Source organism: Mycobacterium simulans (genome assembly GCF_900232995.1).
Classification (GTDB): domain Bacteria; phylum Actinomycetota; class Actinomycetes; order Mycobacteriales; family Mycobacteriaceae; genus Mycobacterium; species Mycobacterium simulans.
Window position 1 is genome coordinate 1 of record NZ_OCVX01000103.1, and the last position, 1,258, is coordinate 1,258.

The 1,258-nt window shown below is 68.4% G+C and carries 1 protein-coding gene; it reads left to right on the plus strand.

Annotated features, from left to right (window positions below; translation table 11 throughout):
• Positions 1–1,258: acyltransferase domain-containing protein (locus MSIMFI_RS27570; protein ID WP_191500079.1), on the plus strand; the 1,258-nt coding region annotated here is incomplete at both ends.

Consider the following 1,258-nt stretch of genomic DNA (forward strand, 5'->3'; position numbering starts at 1 on the left):
CGGGTTGGATGCCGCGGATGTGGGGTTTTCGTTGGCCACTACGCGGGCGGGGTTGGAGCACCGGGCGGTGGTGACGGGTGCCGACCGTGAGCAGTTGCTGGCGGGGTTGGCCGGGGTGGCGGCCGGGTCCCCGACGCCCGGGGTGGTGACCGGGCGTGTGGCAGACGGCAAGACCGCGTTCGTGTTCGCGGGTCAGGGGGGCCAGTGGCCGGCCATGGCTGTGCAGTTGTGGGATTCCTCGCCGATATTCGCCGCGCAGATGCGGGCCTGCGGGCAGGCGCTGGCCCCTTATGTGGGGTGGTCGTTGGAGGAAGTGCTGCGCGGCGGCGGTGGCCAGTCGTGGTTGACCCGGGTGGATGTGGTGCAGCCGGCGTTGTTCGCGGTAATGGTGTCGTTAGCGGCGTTATGGCGCTCCTGCGGGGTGGAGCCCGACATGGTGATGGGTCATTCCCAGGGCGAGATCGCCGCGGCGTATGTGGCCGGCGGGCTGAGTTTAGAAGACGCCGCGAAGGTGGTGGCCCTGCGCAGCCAGGCGATCGCCGAGCTGGTCGGGTTGGGGGGAATGGCTGCGATCGGGTTGCCGGCAGCCCAGGTCGACCAGCGGCTGACGCAGTACAGCCAGCGGGTGTCGGTGGCCGCGCTCAACAGCCCGGCCTCCACAGTGCTCAGCGGTGACCCGGCGGCATTGGACGAATTGGTGGCCGCTTGTGAGGCCCAAGGGGTGTTCGCCCGGCGCATCCCGGTGGATTACGCCTCGCATTCAGCGCAGGTAGAGGCTGTTGAGCAGCGGTTGGTGGCGCAGTTGTCGGGGATTAGCCCGCGGGCGGGCACGGTGCCGTTTTATTCGACGGTCACCGGTGAGCAGTTAAGCACCGAGGCCCTCGACGGCCGGTATTGGTATGCCAATTTGCGCCAGCCGGTCCAGTTCGAGCGGGCGACCCGTGTGCTGATCGAGCAGGGGTGTCGGGCGTTGATCGAGATGGGCCCCCATCCAGTGTTAGCGGTCGCGATGACTGAAACAGCCGAAGCCAGCAATGCGGACGCGGTGACAGTGTTGGGTTCGCTGCGCCGCGACGAAGGCGGATGGCGGCGCTTTGTCACCTCGCTAGCCGAGGCGCACGTGGCCGGAGTTAGCGTGGACTGGGCGGCGGTGCTGGCCCCGCAGCACCCCAAGCGGGTGGGGTTGCCGACGTATGCGTTTGAGCACCAGCGGTATTGGTTGACGGGGACGCCGGCGGGGTCTGGGGATGTGTCGGGG